The organism is Candidatus Dadabacteria bacterium, from assembly GCA_026705445.1.
In the GTDB taxonomy this organism is placed as follows: Bacteria; Desulfobacterota_D; UBA1144; order Nemesobacterales; family Nemesobacteraceae; genus Nemesobacter.
The window spans coordinates 26,271-49,335 of the sequence record JAPPAR010000019.1; the positions used below are offsets into that span (position 1 = coordinate 26,271).

Annotated in this window: 27 protein-coding genes; 16 read left to right on the plus strand and 11 right to left on the minus strand. The window is 50.1% G+C overall.

Annotated elements, in window-relative coordinates:
* The first annotated feature begins 73 nt into the window (after positions 1-73).
* The 6 genes from OXG75_03915 to OXG75_03940 all read left to right on the plus strand — a co-directional run bounded on the left by OXG75_03915 (position 74) and on the right by OXG75_03940 (position 5,919).
* Entirely contained in the window at positions 74-916 is an 843-nt protein-coding gene (locus tag OXG75_03915; GenBank protein MCY3625129.1) for a sulfurtransferase, read from the plus strand.
* An 80-nt stretch (positions 917-996) separates the two neighbouring features.
* Positions 997-1,422: a SufE family protein gene (locus OXG75_03920; GenBank protein MCY3625130.1), complete on the plus strand. Its 426-nt coding sequence runs from the start codon at positions 997-999 to the stop codon at positions 1,420-1,422.
* Positions 1,419-1,808: an iron-sulfur cluster assembly scaffold protein gene (locus tag OXG75_03925; GenBank protein MCY3625131.1), complete on the plus strand. Its 390-nt coding sequence runs from the start codon at positions 1,419-1,421 to the stop codon at positions 1,806-1,808. Before OXG75_03920 ends, OXG75_03925 begins: the two co-directional genes overlap by 4 nt.
* 52 nt (positions 1,809-1,860) lie before the next feature.
* Positions 1,861-3,195: a hypothetical protein gene (locus OXG75_03930; protein MCY3625132.1), complete on the plus strand. Its 1,335-nt coding sequence runs from the start codon at positions 1,861-1,863 to the stop codon at positions 3,193-3,195.
* A 55-nt stretch (positions 3,196-3,250) separates the two neighbouring features.
* A complete protein-coding gene (locus tag OXG75_03935; GenBank protein ID MCY3625133.1) occupies positions 3,251-4,525 on the plus strand; it encodes an FAD/NAD(P)-binding oxidoreductase in 1,275 nt (424 codons plus the stop codon).
* Positions 4,525-5,919 (plus strand): 4Fe-4S binding protein, encoded by a 1,395-nt coding sequence (locus OXG75_03940; protein MCY3625134.1) that lies wholly within the window; start codon positions 4,525-4,527, stop codon positions 5,917-5,919. Before OXG75_03935 ends, OXG75_03940 begins: the two co-directional genes overlap by 1 nt.
* A gap of 100 nt (positions 5,920-6,019) precedes the next feature.
* Here the strand turns inward: OXG75_03940 and OXG75_03945 are convergent, their stop codons facing one another.
* From OXG75_03945 to OXG75_03965, 5 genes are all read right to left on the minus strand, one after another.
* Positions 6,020-6,472 (minus strand): hypothetical protein, encoded by a 453-nt coding sequence (locus tag OXG75_03945; GenBank protein MCY3625135.1) that lies wholly within the window; start codon positions 6,470-6,472, stop codon positions 6,020-6,022.
* A gap of 101 nt (positions 6,473-6,573) precedes the next feature.
* On the minus strand, positions 6,574-8,130 hold the full coding sequence (gene rny / locus OXG75_03950) for a ribonuclease Y (GenBank protein ID MCY3625136.1): 1,557 nt from the start codon (positions 8,128-8,130) through the stop codon (positions 6,574-6,576).
* Between the two features lies 1 nt (position 8,131).
* Complete coding sequence (locus tag OXG75_03955; protein MCY3625137.1) at positions 8,132-8,818, minus strand: 5-formyltetrahydrofolate cyclo-ligase; 687 nt, start codon at positions 8,816-8,818, stop codon at positions 8,132-8,134.
* Entirely contained in the window at positions 8,769-9,116 is a 348-nt protein-coding gene (locus tag OXG75_03960; GenBank protein ID MCY3625138.1) for a cell division protein ZapA, read from the minus strand. The genes OXG75_03955 and OXG75_03960 overlap by 50 nt, the downstream gene beginning before the upstream one ends.
* Positions 9,113-9,322: a hypothetical protein gene (locus OXG75_03965; GenBank protein ID MCY3625139.1), complete on the minus strand. Its 210-nt coding sequence runs from the start codon at positions 9,320-9,322 to the stop codon at positions 9,113-9,115. Before OXG75_03965 ends, OXG75_03960 begins: the two co-directional genes overlap by 4 nt.
* Before the next feature lie 151 nt (positions 9,323-9,473).
* On the opposite strand from OXG75_03965, the gene prfA reads away from it, so the two are divergent.
* The 6 genes from prfA to OXG75_03995 all read left to right on the plus strand — a co-directional run bounded on the left by prfA (position 9,474) and on the right by OXG75_03995 (position 14,964).
* A complete protein-coding gene (prfA, locus tag OXG75_03970) occupies positions 9,474-10,532 on the plus strand; it encodes a peptide chain release factor 1 (GenBank protein ID MCY3625140.1) in 1,059 nt (352 codons plus the stop codon).
* 51 nt (positions 10,533-10,583) lie between these two features.
* Positions 10,584-11,387, plus strand: coding sequence for a cytochrome c biogenesis protein CcsA (ccsA, locus tag OXG75_03975; protein ID MCY3625141.1), 804 nt, complete (start codon positions 10,584-10,586; stop codon positions 11,385-11,387).
* An 84-nt stretch (positions 11,388-11,471) separates the two neighbouring features.
* Positions 11,472-11,675 carry a dodecin family protein gene (locus tag OXG75_03980; GenBank protein ID MCY3625142.1) on the plus strand — a complete coding sequence of 68 codons (204 nt, stop codon included), beginning with the start codon at positions 11,472-11,474 and terminating at the stop codon, positions 11,673-11,675.
* A gap of 42 nt (positions 11,676-11,717) precedes the next feature.
* Entirely contained in the window at positions 11,718-12,593 is an 876-nt protein-coding gene (dapF, locus tag OXG75_03985; GenBank protein MCY3625143.1) for a diaminopimelate epimerase, read from the plus strand.
* 20 nt (positions 12,594-12,613) lie between these two features.
* Positions 12,614-13,870: an amidohydrolase family protein gene (locus OXG75_03990; GenBank protein MCY3625144.1), complete on the plus strand. Its 1,257-nt coding sequence runs from the start codon at positions 12,614-12,616 to the stop codon at positions 13,868-13,870.
* Between the two features lie 17 nt (positions 13,871-13,887).
* Positions 13,888-14,964, plus strand: coding sequence for a gamma-glutamylcyclotransferase (locus OXG75_03995; GenBank protein ID MCY3625145.1), 1,077 nt, complete (start codon positions 13,888-13,890; stop codon positions 14,962-14,964).
* Positions 14,965-14,994: 30 nt separating this feature from the next.
* Here OXG75_03995 and OXG75_04000 read toward each other — a convergent pair whose 3' ends face one another.
* The 5 genes from OXG75_04000 to hisA are packed head-to-tail and all read right to left on the minus strand — an operon-like array spanning position 14,995 to position 19,259.
* Complete coding sequence (locus OXG75_04000; protein MCY3625146.1) at positions 14,995-15,828, minus strand: ABC transporter substrate-binding protein; 834 nt, start codon at positions 15,826-15,828, stop codon at positions 14,995-14,997.
* Entirely contained in the window at positions 15,810-16,661 is an 852-nt protein-coding gene (locus tag OXG75_04005; GenBank protein ID MCY3625147.1) for a menaquinone biosynthesis protein, read from the minus strand. Before OXG75_04005 ends, OXG75_04000 begins: the two co-directional genes overlap by 19 nt.
* 22 nt (positions 16,662-16,683) lie before the next feature.
* Positions 16,684-17,754 carry a deoxyguanosinetriphosphate triphosphohydrolase gene (locus OXG75_04010; GenBank protein MCY3625148.1) on the minus strand — a complete coding sequence of 357 codons (1,071 nt, stop codon included), beginning with the start codon at positions 17,752-17,754 and terminating at the stop codon, positions 16,684-16,686.
* 18 nt (positions 17,755-17,772) lie between these two features.
* A complete protein-coding gene (gene hisF / locus OXG75_04015; GenBank protein ID MCY3625149.1) occupies positions 17,773-18,534 on the minus strand; it encodes an imidazole glycerol phosphate synthase subunit HisF in 762 nt (253 codons plus the stop codon).
* A 2-nt stretch (positions 18,535-18,536) separates the two neighbouring features.
* Positions 18,537-19,259 (minus strand): 1-(5-phosphoribosyl)-5-[(5-phosphoribosylamino)methylideneamino]imidazole-4-carboxamide isomerase, encoded by a 723-nt coding sequence (hisA, locus tag OXG75_04020; GenBank protein ID MCY3625150.1) that lies wholly within the window; start codon positions 19,257-19,259, stop codon positions 18,537-18,539.
* A gap of 138 nt (positions 19,260-19,397) precedes the next feature.
* Between hisA and OXG75_04025 the strand changes: the two genes are divergently transcribed.
* The 3 genes from OXG75_04025 (at position 19,398) to mce (ending at position 21,916) form a co-directional block, all read left to right on the plus strand.
* Positions 19,398-19,811, plus strand: a complete 414-nt coding sequence (locus OXG75_04025; GenBank protein MCY3625151.1) for an EVE domain-containing protein — start codon at positions 19,398-19,400, stop codon at positions 19,809-19,811.
* A 169-nt stretch (positions 19,812-19,980) separates the two neighbouring features.
* A complete protein-coding gene (locus OXG75_04030) occupies positions 19,981-21,474 on the plus strand; it encodes an Rne/Rng family ribonuclease (GenBank protein MCY3625152.1) in 1,494 nt (497 codons plus the stop codon).
* 52 nt (positions 21,475-21,526) lie between these two features.
* A complete protein-coding gene (gene mce / locus OXG75_04035; GenBank protein ID MCY3625153.1) occupies positions 21,527-21,916 on the plus strand; it encodes a methylmalonyl-CoA epimerase in 390 nt (129 codons plus the stop codon).
* Between the two features lie 15 nt (positions 21,917-21,931).
* Here mce and OXG75_04040 read toward each other — a convergent pair whose 3' ends face one another.
* Entirely contained in the window at positions 21,932-22,111 is a 180-nt protein-coding gene (locus OXG75_04040) for a twin-arginine translocase TatA/TatE family subunit (protein MCY3625154.1), read from the minus strand.
* A 172-nt stretch (positions 22,112-22,283) separates the two neighbouring features.
* Between OXG75_04040 and OXG75_04045 the strand changes: the two genes are divergently transcribed.
* Positions 22,284-23,054, plus strand: a complete 771-nt coding sequence (locus tag OXG75_04045; protein ID MCY3625155.1) for a DUF1295 domain-containing protein — start codon at positions 22,284-22,286, stop codon at positions 23,052-23,054.
* The last annotated feature ends 11 nt before the right edge of the window (positions 23,055-23,065 follow it).

The following is a 23,065-nucleotide window of genomic DNA, read 5'->3' on the forward strand; positions in this document are numbered from 1 at the left end:
GTCCCGTGTATTTATAATTACCTAAATATTGTAAAAGGCCGCGAAGCTACGTGGTCGAACGGAGGTTTCAGAAATGGCGGATTACGCGAACCCGGATGTTTTGGTAAGCACGGACTGGGTAGAGGAGCATATCGACGACCCCGATATCGTTATAGTGGAATCGGATGAGGACATATTGCTTTATGAAATAGGACACATAACAAATTCGGTGAAATTCGACTGGCAGACCGAACTTCAGGATCAGCTTATAAGGGACTACGTTAGCAGGGAGGATTTCGAGGCACTGCTTTCGGAAAAAGGCATTTCAAACGACCACGCGGTGGTTTTCTACGGGGACAGGAGCAACTGGTGGGCCTGCTACGCATTCTGGACCTTCAAGGTGCTTGGACATAAAAAATGTCTTATAATGGACGGTGGCAGGCAGAAATGGGTCGACGAGGGAAGAGATATGGTAAAAGAGGTTCCCGAAAGACCGAAAACCGATTACAAAGTGTCGGCTGTCGATGAGTCGATAAGGGCTTTTCGCGATGACGTCCTTGGACACATGAACTCGGACAAGCCGCTTGTCGATGTCCGTTCCCCGAAGGAATATTCGGGAGAACTGCTTCACATGGAGGCTTACCCTCAGGAAGGCGCGCTTCGCGGAGGACATATTCCGGGTGCGGTAAACGTCCCTTGGGCTACGGCCGCCAATGAGGACGGAACTTTCCGCTCGGCCGATGAGCTTGTCGAGATATACGAAAAGGGGCAGGGGCTAAGCAAGGATCAGGACGTGATTGCCTACTGCAGGATAGGGGAGCGCTCTTCTCACACCTGGTTTGTTCTTACCTATCTTCTCGGGTTTGAGAGCGTCAGGAATTACGACGGCTCGTGGACCGAGTGGGGGAACCTTGTAAGGGCTCCGATAGAAAAATAAAAGGAGAAACGTTTTTTGCGTGAATGAGAAAGGATGTGGTCTTACGGGTCCGCATCCTTTTTTTTTGAGATTGCGGGGAAATGGCCAGCATAGATGAAATAGTCAGGGAATTTCAAGGGGCGGACCGTCAGGAAATGATAGAGCTCCTGATAGATTATTCGGAAGACCTTCCTGAGATTCCAAGGAGGTTCGCCGAACGTGTGGACAGAGACCTCCACCAGGTGCACGAGTGTGAAACCCCGGTTTTTATCTGGGTCGAGATAGAAGACGGCAAGGCCCGCATATTCGCTGACGTCCCGGAACCGTTTCCGACCGTGAGGGGACTTGTGTCGATTCTCGTGAGCGCCTTTGACGGTCTGAGCCCTGAGGAGATCGAATCCGCGCCGGTGGACTTTATCTCCCAGCTCGGAGTGGCCCAGAAACTCGGGATAAGAAGAGTAAGGGGTCTCAGCGCGGTTTATGCGAGGATAAAAAACGAGGTAAAAAGGCACGGTGCGGTCACATGATTGAAGAAGAAAGAATGAAAATGATCATGGATCACTACGAAAATCCGAGAAACTTCGGTCCGCTTGAGAGCCCCACGGTGACTCTTAGGGGAGGCAACCCGAATTGCGGAGACACTCTGAATATCTATATTCGCACGGCCGATGGGGGAGTCATAGAAGATATAAGTTTTGACGGGGAAGGTTGCACGATAAGCCAGGCTGCAGCTTCTGTTCTTACGGAATTTATAAAGGGAAAGACCGTGGAGCGGATCGGAGAGCTCGACTCCGACTACCTAAGGGAACTTTTCGGCAAGGATATCATGGTAACCCGCCCGAAATGCAGCCGTCTCGCCCTTGAAACCCTCAAATCATGGGCAAGGGATTTCAAGAGGGGAAAAACCGCCTGATTTTTGGTATAATTCACTTTATCACTCAACCAGACTCAAGGAGATTCAAACGATGAAAAACGGCAAACTCGACAAAACGGTTCTGAACGAGAGAATTGAGGAAGCACTTAAATACCCGCTTTTCGATTCCATATTCAACAGGCGTTCAAGGAGATTCGGCCTTGGAATGGAGCTTAAGGACAGCACCCTTGAGTTCAAGTCGAAATATGATCCCGTGCCCCTTACCGAAGTGGAGGAAGCACTTCTGGTGTGGGCCGGAACGGGGCTAACCGGGCTTTGCCTAGCCGACCTGCCGCCGGAGAACGGGATAGACCTTCTCTGCCAGTGGACGGGAAGAACCTGGCCTTCTGCGTGCAACAACCACGGGACTGAGCTTTTTTTCACAAATGACAACGGCCTCTACCACGTGGACGTGAAGAACATGCTTCCCAAGGAGCATGAGATCGATCTGTTTTTCAAGCTCTCCCGCGAGGAGAAAATCGCGAGGGTCCTGGAACTTTACAGGGAAAGCCTTAACAAACTTGAGGACGGAAGGGCGGACATGCCCGATAAGATGCCGGGGCTTTTCGAGTTTAACCAGTGGAATGCAAACAAGCCCGGCTCCACGCTTTTTGTTCCGGTCACGGACGTAACTGAGGAATATCTGAATCTTCTTACCCTTTACTGTGCTCACAGCTACGGATTCACGATTATCGACGATCTTACCGGGAAGCCCGCGGGCGTTGAGAAGTGGGTGGAGAGTGGCAGGCTCAAGGGTGATATCAAGCTTTCTCTGTTTGACCTTGAAGTAAGAATCCTAACGGGACTTAACGTTGAGCAGGCGTTTATTACGCAGAACATGGCCCTTGCCCTCCAGCCTTTGGGACTTGCCGGATGGGCGTTTACGGGCTTCATACCGAGATTTGCCATGGGAGCCGCCCCGAACCTGTTCAAAGGGCTCGGATTCCGGTTTATCCAGCCGAAAAAGGGTACGATCGATCCTCCCACTACCGTTCCCGTGGGAAAAGACGGGGTTTTCGAAGCCTACTGTCCGCCTTACTACGAGAACATGGATGATGCGATTGATCACTTCTTGGCCCACAAGTGGAAAGCTTGGGAATCCGACAAGCCTTTTCCTTATACGGAACCCGACAGGCATCTCATGAAGGCCCCAAGACCGACGGAGACCACCATGCAGATTGTAAGGGATGTCGCGAACTACATTTATGACACTTACGGCAGATTTCCCGCGTTTATTGATCCCATGTACATGAGATTAGTTTTTCAGGCGATGCACATAGACGTGGATTTCTACGACCAGTATTATCCGAAAGGGTCTTATTCGGACAGGCATCTCCAGGCTTTTCTCGAGAACAATCCGGATCAGAGAGAGCGGTTCGAAAAGTAGCATCTGCCCTGTGCGTAGAGTTTAACTCGGTTTGGGGTAGGGGAGAAAACCAGCCATGCGCGTAGCGATTATCGGAAATGGGGTGACCGGAGTTGCAGCTGCCCTGAGCATACGCAGGCTCCAGCCCGACTGGGAGATCGTCATGATCTCGGGGGAGTCCTCCTTTCACTATTCCCGCCCGGCGCTCATGTACATATTCATGGGCCACATGAGCTACAAGGACACCAAGCCCTACGAGGACAGTCTCTGGAGGAAAAACCGCATTGATTTGATAAGGGGCTGGGTTGCCGAAATCGATGCTGCCGGAAAAAAGCTCATTATGCACGAAAAAGATCCCGTTTCGTTCGATAAGCTGCTTATCGCCACGGGATCCAAATCAAACAAGTTCGGGTGGCCCGGTCAAGATCTCGGAGGAGTACAGGGCCTCTACAGCCTTATGGATCTCAGGCTTCTTTACGAGAACGTAAAAGGAGCCCGAAGCGCCGTTATAGTTGGAGGGGGCCTGATCGGGATCGAACTTGCCGAGATGCTCCATTCTCGCAATATCCACGTCACATTCCTGGTGAGAGAAGAGTCCTACTGGACTAACGTTCTTCCGATTGAGGAATCACAGATGATAAACCGCGTGATTCTGGAGCAGGGGATCGATCTCAGGCTCTTAACGGAACTTAAGGAGATAGTAGGGAACGATTCCGGAAGAGTGCGGGGAGTTGTGACTAACAAAGAGGAATTCATAGAATGCCAGATCGTCGGTCTCACTGCGGGGGTAAGTCCCAACGTAGCCCTTGCCAAGGCAAGCGGGATAAAGACAGGGAGGGGGATTCTAGTTGACTGGAGTTTCAGTACCGATACCCCGGATGTGTTTGCTGCCGGGGACTGCGCCGAGATAATCACCGAGGGGGAGGGAAGGAACCTTATTCAGCAGGTCTGGTACACGGGCAAGAACCAGGGAAAAGTGGCGGGAGAGGTAATAGCCGGCCGACACAGCGTGTATGACCCGGGGATATGGTATAACTCGGCCAAGTTTTTCGATCTTGAGTACCAGACTTACGGTACAGTGAGAAACCTTCCCGTTGAAGGGGAGGACAATTTTTACTGGGAGCATCCCGACCATGGCCGTTCAATAAGAATCGTTACAAAGGGCGGAGTTGTCTGCGGCATAAACGTCATGGGCCTTCGCTACAGCCACAGGGTTTGCGAGAGCTGGGTGGCGGAGAAGAGATCCCTTGACTATGTGCTCGATCATCTGGGGGATGCCAATTTCGATCCGGAATTCTACGAAAAATGCGAAGCGGAAATAATAAAGGAGATAAGGAAACAGGCAGCCTGATGGAACAAGATGTTATAGATTACGATTTTGACGAAGAAGCCCTCGGTTTTGAGGAGCCGGAGAAGGCCCCGGACAAGCCGCTTGGAACCGGAGAAAAGATCTCTCTTGCCGTTTTGGGCTTCGGAATACTGATGTTTGCCCTTCAGTCCATGGGCATGCCTCCAGGCGGTACGTGGGCCGGATTTCTCCTGGTATTCCTTCCCGTTTCCTTCGGTACGGCGTTTTACTTCTACCTTAACTTCAAGGGCACCGTTTCCGGAATAAAGCATGATAACATCTACTTCAGAGGGTTAACCAGCAGGGGGGTTCTCGGCTGGCTTGTCGGCATTGTGTTCACCGGTTTCTACATAGCTCTCTACTGGTTTCCCGAATACTTGGCGGGGGGAATAAAGATCGTAAACCCGCTTTCTCTGGCCCTTTCAGGTTCTCCTGCCAACAACTGGTTTTTCTACGGTTTTCTCTACACCTTGGCCGTTTTCATTTTCGGAGTAAGAATGTTCATGAAATACAGGCATAATCGCTACCAGAAAATAAGAACGGCTTCCGTTATGTTTTTCCAGCTTGGGTTCGCCTTTCTTATCCCCAACCTACTTATGCTCTTTAACCAGCCCGAGTTCTACCTAAGCTACTTTTGGCCGCTTAAACCTGAATACTTGTTCCCGGGCACTTTAAGCTATTTCGTTAATCATCCCGGGGGACTTGGAATGTTCCTTGTTTTCTGGGGGGCCGTGATGACCTTCATCGCCACTCCGCTTCTTACCTACTATTTCGGCAAGAGATGGTACTGCTCCTGGGTCTGTGGCTGCGGTGGGCTTGCGGAAACCATGGGGGATCCGTGGAGGCAGCTTTCCGACAAATCGAAAAAGGCGTGGCGGATAGAACGCTGGGTCGTTCATTCCGTGCTGGTGTTCATTGTCGTTACGACGATTCTTCTCTGGGTTAACTCCGCAACATCGGGGGCGGTGTTCGGAGAAGCCTCGATGTCTCTTAAGAAATGGTACGGGTTCTACATAGGGGCCATTTTTTCTGGGGTCATAGGCGTGGGTTTCTACCCCATAATGGGAAGCAGGGTATGGTGTCGGTTCGGTTGTCCTATGGCGGCCGTCCTCGGGATTTTCCAGAGGTACCTTTCAAGGTTCAGAATTACCACAAACGGCGACCAGTGCATGTCGTGCGGGAACTGTTCCACCTACTGCGAGATGGGAATAGACGTCAGGGCTTACGCGCAGAAGGGCGAAAACATAGTGAGAGCGTCGTGCGTCGGATGCGGAGTGTGTGCAGCCGTGTGCCCAAGGGGTGTGCTCAAGCTTGAAAACGGGGGAACTTTCAAGGACAGGTTCTCCGGGTCCGACAAACCGCTTGGGGCTCTTATCGACTCGCTGAAACATGTCTAGTTTCAGCGCTCAAAATCTCTAGTCCAAGAATTCTCAAGACAGTTCCAAGGTCAATTTCATTTCCCGGTCTTTAAATCGAAAGGACAAAATAGCGGAACGCTCAGATATTGAGAAACTCGACGGATTCCATGCTTTCCTTTTTCCCTCGGTCGACTCTTTCGATTACCTCGCCGTTTTCTATGTCAAAGACGAAGCAGGATATACCGGAAAGTATCTCCATGTTAAACTCCAGGAAATTGTTGACGTATACCTTGGAGTCTTCAATGATTTCCTTCTTGTCGGCCTTGTCCGGTTTTCTCACTAAAATGAAATATGCGCACAGAAAATCCGGAAGATCTGGGTTGTGGGCAAATACCGCTTTTGAATCGTATTTCAGGATTACGTTATTGTTGAAATAGCGCTGGTATCCCGCGATGAGCGGCTGGTTCAGATGAGACAGGGCGTAGACTATTGCGCAGGCGATTTTGCTCTGGTTCTCAATCATGAAATCAAGCGCTTCCTTGTTGAACCGCTTGAGTGTTTTCTCCGCTTCCTCGTTTCTTCGTGGTGACATTTTATCCTCCTTGAGAAGTCCCGTCCGCCGGTTTTTCCTCTTTAAGTGGTGTCTAATATACCATAAACCTTAAAGCCGGGGCAGAAGTGCCGTTATGTTCTCTATGAAGCATATGCCGTTGCCCTGCTTTCCCTTATGACCATGATTTTTATCTGACCCGGATAAACGACCTCTTTTTCTATCTTCTTGGCTATTTCGTGGGAAAGGATAGCTCCCTCCTCGTCGCTCACCTGGTCGCTTTCCACTATCACCCTTACCTCTCTTCCGGCCTGGATCGCATAACATCTCTCGACGCCCGGAAAAGAACTCGCAACGCCTTCTATGCTCTCGATCCTTTTCACGTAGTTCTCATAGGTTTCTCTCCGGGCGCCGGGACGAGCGGCGGAGATGGCGTCGGCTGCCTGTACGAGAAGCGGCAGGATTCCCTGGGGTTGGGGGTCATGGGTTTTTTCAAGCGCGTCAATAATTTCGGGGGGTTCACCATATTTTTTGACGATGTTCGCTCCTATGTCCACGTGGGAGCCTTCAACCTCGTGATCAACCGCTTTCCCTATGTCGTGGAGCAGTCCGGCTCTTTTGGCGAGTTTTTCGTTGTAACCGATTTCGGAAGCGAGCATCCCGCAGATGAACCCTACCTCAATCGAGTGATTGAGTATGTTCTGCGAGTAGCTTGTTCTGTATTTAAGCATCCCAAGCTTGTTTATCAGTTCCGGGTGCATGCCGCTTATGCCGAGATCAAAAAGAGCCTGTTCTCCCTCTTTCTGTATCTCCCTTTCTATTTCCTTTTCAACCTCGGTTACAACTTCCTCGATTCTTGCGGGGTGAATTTTTCCGTCTGCTATAAGCCGCTCAAGCGAAATCTTCGCCACTTCCCGCCTGATGGGATTAAAGCACGAAATCACAACCGTCTCGGGCGTGTCGTCAATAATGATGTCCACCCCGGTACGAAGCTCTATGGAGCGGATGTTCCGTCCTTCGCGCCCGATAATTCTTCCCTTTACGTCGTCGCTCGGAAGATTGACGACCGACACGGTTTTCTCGCTCGTGTAGCTTCCGGAATATCTCTGTATGGCAAGGGATATTATGTCTTTCGCCTTCCGCTCGGCCGAGGAATTGCACTCTTCTTCTATCTGCTTGAGTCTTTTCGCCGCCTCGTGTCTTGCATCGTCCTCAACCAGTCTTACCAGTTCGGCTTTCGCTGACTCGCGGGTAAGACCCGACACCTCCTCTATTTTTCCCTTTATTTCTTCGATGTTCTCATCAAGAGTTCTCTGCTTCTCATCAAGAGTCAGGTCCTTGCTCTCTAGATCCGCCTTTACTTCCTCAAGTTTCGTCTTCTTTCTGTCAATTTCCTCGTATTCTTTGCCAAGTTTCTCTTCCCTTGCCTTTAGCTTTTTTTCGGTAGCGGAAAACTCTCTGCGCTTTTCGCTCGACATCTTCTGCATCTGGGAATTTCTGTCCTTGACGAGCTTCTTCGCCCTGTTCTCGGCCCTGTTTCTTATCTCTTCCGCCTGTTTCTCGGCCTTTTCGATTATGGTCTGGGCCTGACTCTGGCTTTTGCGGATCCCGTTTTTCTCCCTGATCATCCTGTAGATGAAATGGGCGGCAAATCCAAGTCCGAAGAGTAGCAAAAACAGCAGTATTGATTGTGCTTGCATTTCAGTCTCCTTCTTTTTCCAGACAGTCGATGGTTCCGTCTTCTGTGATTATGCGACCCGTCTTAACGTCGGTTTCGTGCGAAGGGATGTTTTCTAACACCTGGAACTGGTAGGCCAGTCCGAAGCGCATCTGCCTGGGTATATCTTTTAAAAACCTGTCGTAAAAACCTTTTCCGTACCCGATTCTGTTCCCGGAGAAATCAAAAGCCACTCCCGGTACCAGTACGAGGTCAAGCTCGTCGCCGCGGGCGCGTTCAGCGTCCGCCGGGGGTTCTGGGATGGCAAAGGCCCCAGGGGTAAGTTCTTCAATATTCCTTGTTCTCAGGAAAACAAGATCGGAGCCTAGGGTTTTCGGAAAAAAAACCTTTTTTTTAAGATCAACGCATTTTTTGAATATTTCGCGAGTGTCGACTTCGCCGTTTACGGGGAAGTAAAGAGCGACGCTCGACGCGTCGGAGAAAATCTTCTCGGAGAGAAGAACCTTGAGAATCAGGGCGGATTTTTCCCGGCGCAGAGATTGGGGAAGATTCCTTCTTTTCTCGAGAAGATCTCTTCTCAGCCTATCTTTTTCCTCAAGGACGGGACCCTGCGGGCTGGTTTCCCGGTAACCGTTTATGTATGTGGAACCGGAACGGGTCTCAGAAGCTGTTTCCTCTTGATCTGAAAGGGTCTTCGGGGCTTTCTTCAATAAGGACGGGTTCTTTTTGGCTTCCGGGTGATTCGAGCAGTCCGACCAGTTCTTCTGTTTTTCTTTCCGCGGTTCTTTTGAACTCATCAAATTCCCTCTGCAATGCGAAGAAATCATCGACGATCTCAAGAGAAGCCAGAAAAACGGGAGTAGGGACAGTTACAGGTGCGTTGTCTTCAGCTGCCTTGGCAATCTTTTGTTCAAGATGCTCTACAATTTTCATAAGGTAACTCTTCTCAGCATCTGTAAGGACTGAATATTCCTTGCCAAAGAAAACTACTTTTATCCTGTCTTTCATACCGATTCTTCGCCAAGGAGCTGTTCAATTACTCTTATCATATTGTCGACGCGTGTTCTGAGGCGCTCCTTTTCGGCTTCAAGCGAAGCGACATTCTCTCTGAGCACCTTAATCTCTTCAAGCAATCTGTTGTGTTCTTCAGCAGTCCTGGCGTTTTTGTCTACAAACTCTCTGATTTTTCTCTCAAGAATCTCCAATGATTCCATAATTAAAGTAAATTGTATCACTATGGTGACATTATTACAAGAATCACGCCCCAAGCGTCTTCGCCGGAGCCGCAAAGAAATTTTTTTACGTTTTAAAGACTTTTTGTCTATAATTTCTGGCATGCAGGCAAGTCCCGTTGAAGACAAAAAGCTGTTTGAGAAGCTTGAGGAACTCGAGCGGAAGTTCGTTGAACTTGAGAGGGTGCTCGGCGACCCTGATATCTCTGCCCAGCAGAGAATCAAGTGCTCCAAGGAACGTGCGGAGCTTGAGGACGTAGTCTCTGTCTACGCGCGGTTAAAGGAAGTCGCGGAGGCTGCCGAGGAGAACCGCAAGTTGCTCGATGACACGGAACTTGCACCTCTTGCCCGTGAGGAGCTTGAAGAGCTTTCCGAGGAGAAAGGCGAACTCGAAGCTAAACTCAGAAAGCTTCTTCTGCCTAAAGATCCGAATCTCGGGAAAAACGTGTTTCTTGAGATAAGGGCCGGAGCCGGAGGGGAGGAGGCGGCTCTTTTCGCGGCCGATCTCCTCAGAATGTACTCCAGGTACTGCGAGAACCGCCGCTGGAAGCTGGAAACCATAACGCTTAACGAAACCGGGATCGGCGGGATAAAGGAACTTGTGGTAAGGATCGAAGGACGGGAAGTTTACGGCAAGCTCAGGTATGAAAGCGGGGTTCACAGGGTTCAGCGAATACCCTCGACGGAGGCTGGCGGGAGAATACATACGTCAACGGCGACAGTCGCTGTACTTCCGGAGGCCGACGAGGTTGACGTGGAAGTGGACGAGAAGGAACTCAAGGTAGATACTTTCAGGTCTTCGGGCCCTGGGGGACAGCATGTCAACAAGACGGATTCCGCGATAAGGATAACCCATCTTCCAACGGGAATCGTCGTGCAGTGCCAGGACGATCGCTCGCAACAGAAAAACAGGGTCCATGCGATGAGCATGCTACGCGCGAAGCTTTACGAGATTGAGGAGCAAAAACGCGCAAGCGAGATCTCGCGCACTAGGAAAACCCAGGTCGGAAGCGGGGACAGAAGCGAAAAAATAAGAACCTACAACTTTCCTCAGGGGAGAATAACCGACCACAGAATAAGTCTCACTCTCCATAAGATAGAGGCGGTACTGGGAGGAGAGCTTGATCCTCTGCTGGAGCCTCTCGCGGCCCATTTTCAAGCCGAAAGTCTTAAGAATCTGTCAGAGGCCTGACGACTTTTCCCGATTTGTATTTGCCGGGCCAAGCAATAGAATATACCTTCAATGAATGTCATATATCTGATTTCCGCTCTTTACCTGCTTTCTTCTCTTCTTTACGGTACTTACCTCTGGTCGCAGAAAAGAAAAATCTCCCGGGCGGGCATTTATTTCGCCATTGCGGGAGTTCTTACTCATACCGCGTTGCTCGTCGTTTTCCTCATGCGTGGCGACGTACTGGCCGGAAGTACTTCAAGGCCCCTTTTTATTTTCTCGTGGCTTATAACGCTTGTCTTTTTAGTTTCGCAACTGAGGTTCAAAACCCCCGTGCTCGGCGCGTTCGTGCTCCCCGTGGCTTTTCTCGGGACCTTGCCCTACGTGATCATTCCGGATGGGATGATTACCCAGGACCCGACGCTTGGAAACCCATGGGTGCTGGCGCACATACTGTCCATTTTTCTTGGAGAAGCGTTTTTCGCGATATCTTTTCTAGCGGGCGTAATCTACATATTCCAGGAAAACCAGCTGAAATCGAAAAGAGTCGGAAGCCACCTGAAAAAACTCCCTTCCCTGATAACGCTTGACAAGATAAACCACCTGAGTCTTCTGCTCGGGTTCCCGCTTCTAACCGTGAGTCTCGTTATCGGTTTCGTACTTGCAAAAGAAATATGGAGCGATGTGTGGACGTGGGGAGCCAAGGAAACTTGGTCTACCGTTACGTGGCTTCTTTACGCTTTTTTGATAAACGGACGTCTTTCCCTCGGATGGAGAGGCAGAAGGGCGGCGCTCGGAGCCGTGATCGGGTTCTGCATCGTGGTGGTGACGTTCGTTATGGGATATATCTTCCCGGGGCAGCACAAATTTGAATGAAGTCGTCTGTTTACAAAGATTTGGAAATAACGTTATAATATACGCCCCGAATTACGGCAAAAAACTGTTTTAAGGAGGATTACGATGGCTGTAGCTAGAGTAACAGAGGTTATAGGTTCATCTGATAAGTCATGGGATGACGCTGTGCAGGAAGCTCTTGACAGGGCGAACTCGACCCTAAGGGGTCTTACCGGAATTGAGGTAACGAAAATGAACGCCCGCATAGAAGATGGGAAGATTGCCGAGTACCGTTCCCACGTTAGGATCACCTTCATTCTGGAGGACTAACATCTCCTTACGGAATATTTTCCCAAAACTGCAAACAACGTGATGAACTGCTTTGTAAAATCACACGGGTTGGGAAATGATTATATCGTCCTAGACAGCGCCGAAATAGATTTTGATCTCGGCAAATCCGCCATAGAACTTATATGCCACAGGAATTACGGCATAGGTTCTGACGGCATACTGCTTCTGGTTCCCCCTGCAAGAGGGGACTTCGGGCTCAGGATTCTCAATCCTGACGGGAGCGAGGCGGAAAAAAGCGGAAACGGGCTCAGGATTTTCGCCAAGTACCTCTACGAGAGGAAAAACGCCTCGAGCAAGACTTTTTCCATAGATACTCCCGGCGGTCTTGTTACGGCCGAAGTCGAGGAGAAAGACGGAAAGGTCCACCACGTCACGGTGGAAATGGGTGCGGCGACTTTCAGGGCGGATGAGGTGCCGGTAGACATGGAGGGGGAGGAAACTGTGGGGCAGCGCCTTGTTCTCGGCGCATCAGAATTTGATTTTACGGCCGTTTCGGTGGGCAACCCCCACTGCGTTATTTTCTTCGAAGAGCTAAGAGAAGATCTCATAAGGAAGCTCGGACCCGAGATAGAAAACCACCCCATCTTCCCCAACAGGACTAATGTTCAGTTTGCCCAGGTGATCTCGCGCGAGAGCGTTCGTATTTTAATCTGGGAGAGAGGAGCCGGTTACACTCTTGCCTCAGGCAGCAGCTCCTGCGCGGTCGCCGCGGTGTGCGTGAAATCCGGCCTTACGGACCGAAATCTCAGGGTGCTGATGCCCGGCGGGCATCTGGACATAAACGTCGGGGAAGACTGGGCGATCACTATGCGCGGCGAGGTGGAAGAAGTCTTTTCGGGAATGTTGAGCGACGATCTTCTTTACAAACTAAGAAATCCTTCCACTATAAATTTATAGGGCGACCGATTCATTTTTTGATGGAAAGACTGCTTTTAAAAGCGGATGTGGTGATTCCGATAAGTTCTGAACCAATTCGCAATGGAGCCGTCGTCGTGGACGGGGGACGTATCGTTGACATCGGAACATCAGATAGAATCGAGACTGACTATCCCAGCTTACAGAAAATAAGAAGGCAGAACTCGATAATACTTCCCGGGTTTGTAAACGCCCACACCCACCTTGAGCTCAGTTGGACGAGGGGGAAGATCGTAGGTTTCGAAGATTTTGCCGGATGGCTTGAGCGGCTGATCGCTCTTAAGGCCGGCGGAATTGATCAAGATCTTGTCGAGGATTCAATGAGGGCGGGGATTCGCGACGTCATCGGTAGTGGTGTCACTACGGTAGGGGAAATATCTTCCTTGGATTTCGGCGGGAGGGAGATGCTTAGAAGCTCGGGGATGAGAATTGTCGCGTTTCTCGAGCTTTTTGATCGCATTTCACCAAGACTTTCTTCACTTGAATTTCAAAGCGAAGACCTTTACGAGGAAAGACCCTTCCCGCACGCACCTTATTCCTGCGGGCCGGAATTTCTAGAGGCGGTTTTTGCCTGTGCGGGAAAAAACGCGGTTGCGACGGGAATCCATCTGGGCGAGAGTCCTGATGAAGTCGATTTTCTGAAGAACCTGCCCAATGAATTTGAACGGAAAATCTTCCCGCTCATAAAAAAGGAAACTTTCGAAAGGCCACGGGCCGATACTCCGACACGCTACATAAACAGATTTCTTCACGGAAAAGACGTGAAACTCTCCGCCGTTCACATGGTCCAGGTGGTGGATGAAGACATGGAAATAATCCGAGGCGCCGATATCGGCATTATTCTCTGCCCAAGAAGCAATGTTCTTCTCGGAGTGGGTAAACCGAACCTGAGCCAGATGTTTGCTCATGAAAGGGTAGGGCTTGGTACCGACGGACTTTCAAGCAACTCAGATCTTGATTTTTTCCAGGAGATCAGATTCCTGCATGACATTATGGTTGAGCAGGGAATACGGCAAAGCGCCCGTCTGGCAGTCTATTTCGCGACTCTGGGTGGAGCAAGGGCTCTTTTTATCGAGGAGGAGACAGGGAGTCTTGAGGTCGGAAAAAGTGCCGACATCATATGCATTGGCTGCAAAGGGGGAATTGCCCCCGACCCTTATTCCTGCGTAGTGTCTTCAAAACCGGAGGATCTCCAGTTCTCAATGGTAGGAGGGAATTTAATCTACAAAAAGGACCCTTGGGATCCTTGTGAGCATTAGTTTCCTCGGTATCTGCGATGACCGAATCAAAGCCCGAAAAGCTTTTCGTTTATGGAACCCTGCGAAAGGGCGGGATAAGAAGCGGGCATCTTGAGCGATGCAGACTGCTCAGGATGATGAAAGTTCCCGGGATTCTTTACCGTACGCCTTTTGGTTATCCGGTGGCCGTGTTTGATGAGACTTCCCCGCTTGCTGTCTGGGGAGAGCTTTATGAGCTTCCCTCGGATTCCGAACTCTTTATCGGGAGTGTGGACCGCCTCGAAGGCGTGGATGAAAAGCTTTTTTCAAGATCAGTTATCCGCTTGGAAGAAGAGTCTTTTTATGTATATGAACCCGGCCCGGAACTCAGAAGGCAGATTGGCGATGAGGACATAATAAAAAGCGGCAACTGGTTCTCGGACCCCGCCCTCTGCGGAGAGGATCCCTTCTCTTTTGCCATCAGCTTTGAGAATATCCAAAAACAGTATTACAGGATGAAACCCGACGGTCGCTCTGAAGAGAACATTTTTCTTGAAGGCGCGGTCCCGGTTCTGGTTACCTGTCCGCACTCGACCGCTCACACGAGAATGGGGAAACTGAAGCGTCATGAATTCTACACCGCCGCTCTGGGAGCCGTGTTGCATCTAGTTCTCGGCTGCCACTGTCTTTACGCGAACAGGGAACAGGGAACAGACCCAAATTACTATGACGACTGCGGGTTTAAGGCTGTGCTTGAGAAAGTTCTGTCCGAGAGAAGAATAGATCTAGTTGTGGACATACACGGTACCGGAAACGAGAAGTCCGAAGATCTGTTTCCAGGCGTGGGGGACGAGAGGGAATTTCTTCTTTCGGCACCTGATGTTCTTGACAAGTTTTATCTTGTTGCCGAGGAATATGGAATCACGGCCGGAAGCGCCGATATATTTCCCGCCGCAAGGCAGATGACCGTGGCCAAGTTCGCTGCGAAGCGGTTTTCGGTTCCCGCAATCCAGGTTGAGATAAGCGACAGGCTCAGGATGCCGTGGAGACGGGAAGATGAGTTTCGCCGTCTCATAGGGTTTCTTCTCGGATTTGTTGAAAAAGTGATCTCGGAGAAAAAAGGCCAGGGCGGATAACGAATGCTGTCTCCGCCGGTTGAAATAAAATTACTCGCAGAGAATATCAAGCATTGGGTTCTCGGCTATGATTCCCTTTGTGTGGGCTTTTTCAAAAAGATACTCAAGTGCCCCGGTTCCACTTTCGCCAAGGTCTCTGGTCCACTCGTTTACGTACATTAAAACGAATTTCTCTCCCGTATCCTCGCTCATCCCCCTTCCAAAGCGCATCGCGTAATCAAGAGCCTCTTTTTTGTTCGAGAGGGCGTACTCTATGCTTTCTTTGTGTACTCGAAGAACTTCGGCATCAAGCCCCCGGGGTATGTCTCTTCGAAGCACGTTAAGTCCAAGCGGCATCGGAAGATCGGTTTCCTCGGCCCACATCGCTCCAAGATCGAACAAAAGATCAAGCCCCGTCTCTTCGTAGGTAAGCTGTCCTTCATGTATAAGAAGACCCGCGTCTACCTCTTCTTCGAGTACCTTGTCCATGATCTTGTCAAAGGGCACTTCAACTGGGATGAAACCATCAGCATATAGACTCAGAAGAAGGTATGCGGTAGTAAGCTTTCCAGGTACCGCGACGGCTTTTCCCCTGAGGTCAGAAATTTTCTTCTTGGCAACCACTATGGGGCCGTACCCTTTTCCCATGCTGGCCCCGCAGGAGAGAATCCGGTAGCGATCCTGCACGCTCAGGTATCCATGGGCGGAGATTGCCGTTACTTCGAGTTCTCCTTTCATGGCTCTCTTATTGAGCGACTGTATGTCTTCAATCACGTGCTCGAAATCTATCTGTCCGGAAGCCACCTTCCCGCTCGCTATTGCGTAGAACATGAACGCGTCGTCAGCGTCGGGGCTGTGGCCCAGTCTCATGGTCCGTTTTTCCATTCTTGTCTCCTTCCGGATTTCGTCTCCGAAGGGTCTACGTAGAAATCGATTTCGTTTTTCTTCTCTATTTCTCCAAGCTCGAAAAGAAGGTCGCGATATTTGATGAGTCCTTCAATCTTTGGGCCGTCAAGGTCATACTTGATTCTCTCTTTAAGGTAAGTCGTGCAATGCTCCTTGCTGAGACCCAGTTTCCGAGATTCGATATCCACTATCTCCGGGATGAATTCCACTCCTTGTTCTCTCGTTGAAACAAGACATTCACAGCCCTTGGCTGTAACGTCGTCCCCTTTTTTGATCGCCATTACAGCATATACGAAGGGAAGGGATGTTTCCCTCGTCCAGAGTTCCCCCAGGTCGTACGTGAAGGCGGATTTTTCTGCAGAGAGATGACGGGCCTGAAGACCCGCGTTGCCGATAAGCATCCCGGCGTCAACTCCCTGGAGGAAACCGTTTACGGGTTCCCTTTTTACGTATTCGGGCTTAAGACCGAGGAAGAGCTCCAGTACGATTCTGAGCAGGGCCGTTGAGCTCTTGGACCTGCTGTCAACCGACACGCTTTTTATTTTCGTTATTTCTTTTCGTGCCTTGAGTACGACGCTGTCGACTTTTCCGAAGGAGGATATGGAAATGTCGGGCAGAATGTAGTAGTCATCGGTTCTTAGAAATTCAACCGAGGGAATGGGCGCGACATCAATCACTCCTTCAGACAGATTGTCGGAAAGAAGGAAAGGGTCAAAATACATTATATTAAAGCTGTGCTCGGTGACCCCTTTTTCCAGAGGATAAATGAGCGGTTGCATGTTAAGAAAAGGCGCTGCTCCGAGATTTATCAATGACCGGTCCCCCTTTTTTCGTTCATAGGTAGGCGTCCTGTATTTCCTGGCCTTTTGTCCATCTGCTAGGAAGAAATATCTTCTGGTAAAGCGAAAGCGCGTAAAGGTCGGACATCCCGGCTATGAAGTCGCATACCGCCCTTTGCAGCGTTTCATCCTCCCGTACGGGCATCTTGCAGAAACTCTCACGGAAGATTTTCTCGTTCTCGCAGAAATACAAGTAAAGCTCCTTAACGACTTTTTTGGATTTATTATGAAGCGAAAGCAGTCGCTCGCTTACATAGACATTCTCGTAGAGATAGGTTCTGAGTCCCAAGAGTGCTTCAAACACTTCCTCGCTCATCAGAATTCTTATCCTGTCTCTTTCGATGGTCTGCTCAACGATGTCCACTACCATCGTGTTTATTCTTTGCGAAGCCGTATCTCCGAGGATCGAGATATATTCTGCGGGAACATCGCCGGGGGATATGATACCCGAGCGGATTGCGTCATCAAGATCATGATTCGTGTAAGCGACAAGATCCGAGATCTTGGTTACCTGGCCTTCTAGGGTAAGGGGTCTGTTCTCCTCGGTCTCTATCCCCTCTTTTCCCCATCCCTTGGAATGTTTAGCTATTCCCTCCCTGACTTCATGCGTCAGGTTGAGTCCCGCTCCGTCGCGTTCCAGCACATCCACGATCCTTATGCTCTGGTGAACATGCTTGAACCCGCCGGGGAACACTTCATCCAGCCCTTCCTCCCCGGAATGGCCGAAGGGGGTATGACCTAGGTCGTGACCGAGTGCTATGGCCTCGGTCAGATCTTCGTTAAGCATAAGTGCTTTCGATATGGTTCTGGCTATCTGGGAGACTTCTATTACATGAGTCAGCCTTGTGCGGTAATGATCGTTGGTCGGAGAGATGAACACCTGGGTTTTATGCTTGAGTCTTCTGAAGGCCTTGGAGTGAATTATCCTGTCCCGGTCCCTCTGAAAGCACGTTCTTATGTCGCATTCGCGCTCGGGGTTCGCTCTTCCTTTGGATTCGCAGCTCAGAGTCGCCATCTGACTGAGCAGCTTTTTTTCGTTTTCTTCGGTCTGTTTTCGTATGAGCAAGATATCCTGAACCTCTTTTTACACCAGTCTTACAAGTACCCCTTTCTCCGACAGGAACTGCTTCGCCTCGTTTATTGAATACTTGCCGTAATGAAAGATCGAGGCGCACAAAACGGCGTCCGCCCGTCCCGCTTCCACCGCTTCAACCAGATGTTCAAGCCGTCCCGCACCTCCAGAAGCTATGACGGGAATGCCGACGGTCTCGGAGATGGTTCTTGTGAGCTCAAGATCGTATCCGTCCTCCGTGCCGTCCCTGTCCATGCTCGTAAGAAGGATTTCTCCGGCTCCGAAATCCTCCATCTTCGCGGCCCATTCAACGGCGTCTATTCCGGTCGGGTTGCGTCCGCCGTGGGTGAAGACCTCCCATCCGCCGCCTTCTCTTCTCCTCGCGTCTATGGCTACCACTATGCACTGACTTCCGAACCTGTCAGAAGCCCGTCTTACGAAGTCCGGATCTGTTATGGCCGCCGTGTTGATCGTAACCTTGTCCGCCCCGGCCAGCAGAAGTTCCCTTACGTCTTCCACAGTTCTCAGCCCCCCTCCGACGGTCAGGGGAACGAAGACTTCGCTCGCAGTCCGCTCGACCACGTCTATCATGGTTTTCCTGTTTTCGTGCGAGGCGGTGATATCGAGAAACGTTATCTCGTCAGCGCCCTCTTCGCTGTACTTTTTCGCTACCTCAACAGGGTCTCCGGCGTCCCTGAGGTTAACAAAGCGGACTCCTTTTACCACCCTCCCGTCCTTTACGTCAAGACATGGAATTATTCTTTTTGAAACCATATTTATTGAAACCTTTGTATGCTGTCTTTAAGATCGATGGAACCTGAGTAGATGGATTTCCCGAGTATCGCCCCGAACAGATTGCCATCTGCGATGGACTGTATATTGCTCAGGTCGGCAAGCGACGCGATACCGCCTGAAACGATTACCGGAAGGGGAGACATGGAGAGAAAATTTCTTATCGAAGCCGTGTCTATTCCTTCCATGGTTCCGTCCCTGTCAACATTTGTGTGAATTACGAGCGATACTCCTATGTCGCGGAATTCAAGCATCGTCCGGGCGATGTTCATGTCTATAGTTTCTTTCCATCCCCGCAGGGCTATTTTCCCTCCCTTCGTATCTACCCCGACGGCTATTTTCCCGGGAAATCTCCTGCAGATATCCTCGAGAAAGTCCCTGTCGGTAAAGGCCGAAGTGCCTATTATCACCCTCTTGATACCGATTTCGAGGTATCTCTCAACGGTGGCGATGTTTCTTATCCCCCCTCCGACCTGCACGTTTGAGGAGACGGAGCGGACTATCTCCTCTACAGCCTCGAAATTTCTGGGATTCCCTTTAAATGCTCCGTCAAGATCCACGACGTGAATCCACTCGGCTCTGCACCGCTCCCATTTTCTCGCTGTATCAGAAGGGCTGTTTGAAAACACTGTCTCGGTGCCTTCTTCTCCCTTAAGAAGCCGCACGCAGTTTCCGTTTTTTAAGTCTATGGCGGGAATTATGAACAATTTAAAACCTCGTTGAACTTGGAACACCGGAAATAATACACAAGCGGGAAAGGTATTATAAGGATATTTCGAAAAAATATCGATTTAAATTCACGGCATTGTGTTGAATCCGAATCCCCGCTTGCTATAATTCAGATCGTGAACTACTGGCTTGTTAAATCCGAACCGTTTAAATATTCGTGGGAGGAACTTCTCCGCGACGGTTGGACATACTGGGATGGGGTTAGAAACTATCAGGCCAGAAACAACCTGAAGGGGATGAAAAAGGGAGATCAGGTTCTTTTCTACCACAGCAACAAGGGCCTTGAAGTGGTAGGTATATCCGAGGTCATAAGGGAATATTACCAGGATCCCACGACGGAAGACGAAAGATGGGTCGTGGTTGACCTGAAGCCCGTGGAGACGCTTGATAATCCAGTATCTCTCAAGCAGATAAAGAACGACGAAAGACTCGAGGGCATCTCTCTTGTAAGGCAGAGCAGGCTTTCGGTCATGCAGATTGAAAAGAAGCATTTTGATGTAATCGTCGAGCTTGGAAGAAAAAGCCTCTAACTTCCACGAAGATATCTAAGAACCGCCTGCTACCCCAAGCAGTCCTCTGTGGAGGTTCGTTTCGGCGAAACGCTGAACGGAGGTTTCAACCGGCAGGCAAGCTTATTTTTTCACATCGTCCTCTTACGGTTGTACTTACCAAGATAACTAGTTTATATTTTAACATCCTATGAATACTCAACTTATCATCAACTCGCTTTTTAACGAGACGAGGATAGCGGTCTTGGAGAAAAGCAGACTGATCGAGCTTTTCATTGAAAGAAAATCCAGTTCTTCAATGGTGGGCAACATCTACAAGGGGAAAGTCGAAAAGATAGTCCCCGGAGTGCAGGCCGCGTTTGTCGGCATGGGAGACGGCAAATCCGGGTTTCTCTCTGCAGAGGATGTGTATGAGGAATCGCTCAGCGAACTTTTTCTTGAAGAGGAAGAGACAAAAAAGTCTTCCAGAAAAAACCATCAGCCAATACAGAAAGTGTTGCGTCAGGGTCAGGAGGTTATGGTTCAGGTTACAAAGGAACCCACCGGAAACAAGGGTCCCAAGCTTACCTCTCACGTGGGCATACCGGGCAAGTATCTTGTTCTGCTTCCCGGGTCAGACTCGGTGAACCTGTCCCGCAAAATAACCGACAGAAAAAGCAGGAAAAGATTTTCCGAAATCATGCGGAATAAGCCCGAAGACATGGGTTTTATAGTGAGAACGGCGTGCGTGGAAGCGGACGAGAAGGACATCAAGAGCGAGATGAGAGCGCTTGTGAGGAAGTGGAGAAGGATAAAGAAAAAGTATGAAGAATCGAAAAACCCGGGCGCGATATACGAAGAATCCGATACCTGTATCAGGGTCATCAGGGACCTGATGGGAAACGGCCTTAAGAAAATTGTCGTTGATTCCCCCAAAGCCCACGGCCGGATTACCAAGTACTTTTCCGACAAGATTAACAAGGATGGCTTCAAAGTCGATATGTACGATAAAGAAGAACCCATATTCGACAGATACGGAATCGAGAGCCAGATCGAAAAAATGTACAGAAAAAAGGCCTGGATGAAGTCGGGAGGCTACCTGATCATAGACGAGGCCGAGGGGCTTACCGTGATAGACGTTAACTCCGGGAAACTTGTCGGAGAGGAGTTTCAGAAGAAAACAATAATGAAAACGAACGAAGAAGCCGCGGTTGAAGCCGCGAGGCAGATAAGACTTCGTAACCTGGTCGGAATCATAGTTATCGATTTCATAGACATGCAGTCTGTTAGGTCCAGAAAGAAGGTAGAGTCGCTTTTCACGAATGAGATGAAAAAGGATAAGGCGAGGACCACGATCCAGGAAATATCGTCTTTCAGCGTAATCCAGCTTACCAGACGCAGGGTCAGGGAAAGTATACTTTCCGACCTGACCGAACCCTGCGATACCTGCGAGGGGAGCGGACGGATAAAATCGATATACACCACCTGTTACGAGATACTGAGGGATATTGATCAATGGACAAGGCAGAGTGCTGAAGGGCCTCTTGTCGTCCAGGCCAACAAGAAGGTCATAGCGAAGCTCAGAGAAATAGAAGGAAGATCCATGAGAATAATCCAGCGGGAGAGGGGGGTAAAGATAAAGTTCAAATCGGCTGAAGATCCTCTCGAGAAATACGCCATTTCCAGAGAGGAGGCTTCGGGTTAGCCGAAAGGAGTGTTCTGAGCTGAGCAAGAACGGATTTCTTTATCATGTAGCGATTGCCGTAAAGGATATCGAGAAAGCTGAAGGTCTTTACTCCAAATTACTCGGACTTAGGGTTGTCCACAGGGAGGACGTAGTCAACTATGGGGTGAAAACATCAATGCTTTGCCCCGAATCGGGAGAGGGCACTGCGGTAGAACTTATCGAACCTTTGGACGAAAATTCTCCGATTTCGCAATTCCTGGAGAAAAGAGGGGAAGGTGTTCATCACATCTGTTTTCTTGTGGACGATATAGAGTCTTCTCTCCGGGCCCTAGAAAAAGAAGGTGTCAGGCTGATCGATGAACATGCGAGACCCGGATCTTACAACTGTAAAGTTGCCTTTATACATCCCAAGTCAACGAACGGAGTGCTTGTGGAACTTGCGGAGAAGATAAAGGATTGAGGAGAGGGTTTCTGATCAGGTGCCGCTTTGCCCTTCTTCCTTATTGTCTGGGTCGTCGTCTTTTAGGGATTTTCTGAACCCGCTTATTCCCTTGCCGAGCGAAGATCCCAGATCCCCGAGCCTGCTCGGACCAAAGATTATGAGCAGGATTGCCAGGATCAGGATTAATTCCCATATGCCGAATTGTCCGAACATATGAGGGAAATGATACCCGAATACTGTTGCTTCTCAAGTATTTTCAGGATGATACTCTGAATTTACCGATATTACGTCTGCGCAGGCGGAACTTGGGTTCAGGCCGTGTCCCTTGGCGGATTCGGTGAGAGGCCCTATCGATGGTTTGACGGGCAGGGCATGCTCGGCGAGAATGGTTGAGATGGCCGAGGAACAACTTCACAGCGTGATTGTATGGGCAGTCATTGCTGCGGCTGTCCCGACGTTTTTTTATCTGCTTCGTAAAACCGCACCCTATGGCCGTCATTACGCAGGTGCGGGCTGGGGACCGCACATTTCCAGCAGGCTCGGCTGGATCATCATGGAACTGCCGGCGGTTGTCGTTTTCCTTGCCGTCTATCTTAACGGGAAGTCTGCGTTCCACATCGTGCCGCTGCTCTTTCTGGTCATGTGGCAGTGCCACTATCTGAACCGGACGTTCATTTACCCGTTTCGGATCAGGGCAAGCGGGCGGAAGACGCCGTTGCTGGTGGTCGGGTCGGGCTTTTTCTTCAATGTGATTAACGCCTACATCAATGCCCGATTCATTTCCGAATTCGGCGAGTACACCGTTGGATGGCTTGCCGACCCTCGTTTCCTGATCGGTGTCGGGGTTTTCCTAGTCGGGATTGCTCTCAACCTCCACGCCGACAATATCCTCATTCGTCTACGCAGGCCGGGCGGGACCGGCTATGTGGTTCCCCAGGGTGGCGGGTTTCGCTTTGTCTCGTGCCCGAATTATATGGGCGAAATCCTCGAATGGGTCGGCTGGGCACTAGCAACGTGGTCGTTGAGCGGCCTGGCCTTCTTGCTGTTTACCTCCGCCAATCTCGCTCCCAGGGCGCGCAGCAACCATCAGTGGTATGTGGAAACCTTCAAGGATTATCCACCGCACCGCAAGGCCCTGATACCGGGCATTTATTGATTAATAAGCGT

Excerpts from the sequence above, each read along its gene's own strand:
- OXG75_04040 (MCY3625154.1), bottom strand. The coding sequence starts at position 22,111 with ATGTTCGGACAATTCGGCATATGGGAATTAATCCTGATCCTGGCAATC.
- OXG75_03965 (MCY3625139.1), bottom strand. The coding sequence starts at position 9,322 with ATGGAATCATTGGAGATTCTTGAGAGAAAAATCAGAGAGTTTGTAGAC.
- dapF (MCY3625143.1), top strand. The coding sequence starts at position 11,718 with ATGAACTGCTTTGTAAAATCACACGGGTTGGGAAATGATTATATCGTC.
- ccsA (MCY3625141.1), top strand. The coding sequence starts at position 10,584 with ATGAATGTCATATATCTGATTTCCGCTCTTTACCTGCTTTCTTCTCTT.
- OXG75_03980 (MCY3625142.1), top strand. The coding sequence starts at position 11,472 with ATGGCTGTAGCTAGAGTAACAGAGGTTATAGGTTCATCTGATAAGTCA.
- OXG75_03945 (MCY3625135.1), bottom strand. The coding sequence starts at position 6,472 with ATGTCACCACGAAGAAACGAGGAAGCGGAGAAAACACTCAAGCGGTTC.
- OXG75_03930 (MCY3625132.1), top strand. The coding sequence starts at position 1,861 with ATGAAAAACGGCAAACTCGACAAAACGGTTCTGAACGAGAGAATTGAG.
- OXG75_03925 (MCY3625131.1), top strand. The coding sequence starts at position 1,419 with ATGATTGAAGAAGAAAGAATGAAAATGATCATGGATCACTACGAAAAT.
- OXG75_03935 (MCY3625133.1), top strand. The coding sequence starts at position 3,251 with ATGCGCGTAGCGATTATCGGAAATGGGGTGACCGGAGTTGCAGCTGCC.
- OXG75_03990 (MCY3625144.1), top strand. The coding sequence starts at position 12,614 with ATGGAAAGACTGCTTTTAAAAGCGGATGTGGTGATTCCGATAAGTTCT.
- OXG75_03940 (MCY3625134.1), top strand. The coding sequence starts at position 4,525 with ATGGAACAAGATGTTATAGATTACGATTTTGACGAAGAAGCCCTCGGT.
- rny (MCY3625136.1), bottom strand. The coding sequence starts at position 8,130 with ATGCAAGCACAATCAATACTGCTGTTTTTGCTACTCTTCGGACTTGGA.
- OXG75_03920 (MCY3625130.1), top strand. The coding sequence starts at position 997 with ATGGCCAGCATAGATGAAATAGTCAGGGAATTTCAAGGGGCGGACCGT.
- OXG75_04045 (MCY3625155.1), top strand. The coding sequence starts at position 22,284 with ATGGTTGAGATGGCCGAGGAACAACTTCACAGCGTGATTGTATGGGCA.
- OXG75_04030 (MCY3625152.1), top strand. The coding sequence starts at position 19,981 with ATGAATACTCAACTTATCATCAACTCGCTTTTTAACGAGACGAGGATA.
- OXG75_03995 (MCY3625145.1), top strand. The coding sequence starts at position 13,888 with ATGACCGAATCAAAGCCCGAAAAGCTTTTCGTTTATGGAACCCTGCGA.
- hisF (MCY3625149.1), bottom strand. The coding sequence starts at position 18,534 with ATGGTTTCAAAAAGAATAATTCCATGTCTTGACGTAAAGGACGGGAGG.
- OXG75_04000 (MCY3625146.1), bottom strand. The coding sequence starts at position 15,828 with ATGGAAAAACGGACCATGAGACTGGGCCACAGCCCCGACGCTGACGAC.
- OXG75_03960 (MCY3625138.1), bottom strand. The coding sequence starts at position 9,116 with ATGAAAGACAGGATAAAAGTAGTTTTCTTTGGCAAGGAATATTCAGTC.
- OXG75_03915 (MCY3625129.1), top strand. The coding sequence starts at position 74 with ATGGCGGATTACGCGAACCCGGATGTTTTGGTAAGCACGGACTGGGTA.